At 57.5% G+C, this 2,861-nt stretch carries 1 protein-coding gene; it reads right to left on the reverse strand.

The window, feature by feature from the left end; genetic code table 11:
- Window positions 1-56: 56 nt before the first annotated feature.
- Window positions 57-2,861, reverse strand: a 2,805-nt coding sequence (locus tag IK083_03460; GenBank protein MBR4748614.1) for a type I restriction endonuclease subunit R, incomplete at its 5' end; no start/stop codon positions are given.

A 2,861-nucleotide genomic window follows, 5' to 3' on the forward strand; every position in this document is an offset into this window, starting at 1 on the left:
ACGGGCAGAGGACTCACCTCTGCCCGTGACGCTGTTTCTTCACTCACCCTGCCCCGTCAGTAATACATTTCCATATACTCGGTCAGGCTGCTGATCACGCGCTCCATGGCCTTTTCCCTGGCGCCGCCGAATATAGGCAGGGGCGGCAGCAGATTGCCTATGTCGGGCCCCTGGGTGTTGATGTAGCCGCTCAACAGGGCCTCCTCTATCAGCAGGCGGGTGCGTTCTTCGTTCAGGCGCTCCTCGCGGATTATCCGGGCCAGGGCCTGCTCTCTCTCCTCTTCCACAAACTCCCGCCAGGCCTCGGGCGAGCAGCCCTTGTTGCTCAGCTCGGCGATGAACTTGTTGATCAGCTCCAGCTTGCTCTTCAGCAGAGGCGACGCCTTGATCTGCCTCTCGATGTTGGCCTTGAGCTCCCGGTTCTTGTTTTCGTCCGCGCCCAGCTGCCTGATGAGACCCATGATGTAGCTGATGTCTATGTCGTCGTGCCTGAGTATCTCCAGCTCAAAGACCAGGTCGTCCCCGATGTCCGCCGGGTCTTCCTTTTGCTCCCTGAGGCTGCGGTAGATGTCCAGATATTCGCTCTGATAGTCCTGCAGCTCGCCCTGCGTCAGCAGGGCCTTGCCTTCAAATTCCTCAAAGGCGGACAGGGTGACCATGAGCCGCCGTATGCTGCTGAACAGGCTCACAAACTCCTTTTTCGCTTCGTTGGTCATGATGGCTCTGAGCGGCAAGGGAAAATCGCTCCGCATGCGGCTGCAGGCTTCGGCGTAGGAGGCGTAATAATCCCCGAAGGGCCGGATAAGGATGCTCACCTCCGAATCGGGGTTGCTGTAGCAGGCCACCGCTTCTTCCACCTCATGGGTCAGGTTGCGGTAGCAGATGATGTTGCCAAAGGGCTTGTTCGAGTCCCAGATGCGGTTGGTGCGTGAAAAGGTCTGTATCACCTTGTGCATGTAGAGCTTCTTGTCTATCCACATGGTGTTGAGGCACTTGGCGTCAAAGCCGGTGAGAAACATGTCGCACACCACCAGCAGGTCTATCTCCCTGTTTTTCATGCGGCGGCTGATGTCCTTGTAATAGCTGTCAAACCGGCCCCGGTCGGTGGAAAAGTCCGTGCCAAACATGCAGTTGTAGTCGCTGATAGCCTCATTGTCCAAAAACTCTCTCGGGGTCACGTCCAGGTTGGTGGTGGATATATCTCCCAGGTCGTCATAGTCATCCTCATCGGGGTTGGCCTCAAAGGAGAAAATGGCGGCTATCTTCAGCGGCACTCCCTGCTCGGCGGCATACTTTTTGAGCATCCGGTAATATATGATGCACGACTTGACGCCGTCGGTGGCCAGAATGGCGTTGAAGCGGCGCTTGCGGGTCTTCGTAGCGTAGTTGGCGATGATGTCATTGGATATCATAGCCATGCGCCAATTCGCTTCCCAGGCGCTCTGCCTGTCAATGCCCTGCACCTCCACGTCCGTCAGATCCTCCACGTGCTTTTTCACCGTCTTGATGTAGTCCACCTTGAAGGGCAGCACGTTTTCGTCATTGATGGCGTCATTGATGGTGTAGGCGTGGAGCTTGGCGCCGAATTGGAGGGCGGTGGTCATGCCTTCGGGGTCCGCCCCGGCAGGCCGGATGATGGGAGTGCCAGTAAAGCCAAAGATGTAGTAGTTCTTAAAGTGACTGGTGATCAGCTTGTGCATCTCGCCGAAGTGGGACCTGTGGCACTCGTCAAATATGATCACTATATGCCGGCCATACACCTTGTCTTGCGGGTTTGTCTTGATGAACCGGGTGAGCTTCTGTATGGTGGTGACGATTATTTTGTCGCTGTCTTTATCCAGCTTTTCTTTCAGAGCCGCCGTATTGTCGGTGCCGTCGGCGGCTCCCTGCTGAAACTTGTCATATTCCTGCATGGTCTGGTAGTCCAGGTCCTTGCGGTCCACCACAAAGAGCACCTTGTCTATAAAGGGCAGCCCCACCGCCGCGCGGGCGGTATGAAAGCTGGTGAGGGTCTTGCCGGAGCCGGTGGCGTGCCAGATATAGCCGCCGGACTTTTTGTCCGGAGCGTTGCCGGGATCCAGAGCCGCCTGAGCCCGCAGGTCCTCTGTCCACTGACGGTCGCCGTAGAGGTCCTCCCTGTAGGCCTTGTTTATCTTGTTCAGCACGGCCTCGCTGGCGCATATCTGATAGGGGCGCATGACCATCAGCTCGTCCTTCACCGTGAGGATACAGTAGCGGGTGAGCACCGAGAGCAGGGTCTGCGGCTGCATGAAGGTGGCGGTAAAGTCCATCAGGTCCTTGATGGGATTGTTGGTCCTGTCCGCCCAGAAGGAGGTGAACTTGAAGCTGCTACCCGCCGCTCCGGCGCCGCCGCCGGATATATGCTGCTGGCGGGTGGTATTGGAATAATACTTGGTGAGGGTGCCGTTGGATATGATGAATATCTGGGCGTACTCATACAGGCCGCAGCCGGACCAAAAGCTCTCCCGCTTGTAGCGCTTGATCTGATTGAAGGCCTGGGTCAGGTCCACGCCCCGCTTTTTCAGCTCCACGTGCACCAGGGGCAGCCCGTTGATCAGCACGGTCACGTCATAGCGGTTTTGGTGTGAGCCCTCGGCGGTGTATTGGTTGATCACCTGCAGGGAGTTGCGGCCGAGGTCCTGCTTGTCTATGATGTAGATGTTCTTTACGTCTGAGCCGCCTATCCGCCTGCCCTGGTCCAGAGTCAGCGAGTAATACCAGTCCTTCTGCAGCCTGCGGGCCTTGTCCACCACGTCGTCTCCCGCCGGGGCAAGATATTCCCGCAGCAGCCGGCTCCACTCGCCCTCGGTAAAGCGTATGTCGTTGAGGGCCTCTATCTG

Source organism: Abditibacteriota bacterium (assembly GCA_017552965.1).
Classification (GTDB): domain Bacteria; phylum Armatimonadota; class UBA5829; order UBA5829; family UBA5829; genus RGIG7931.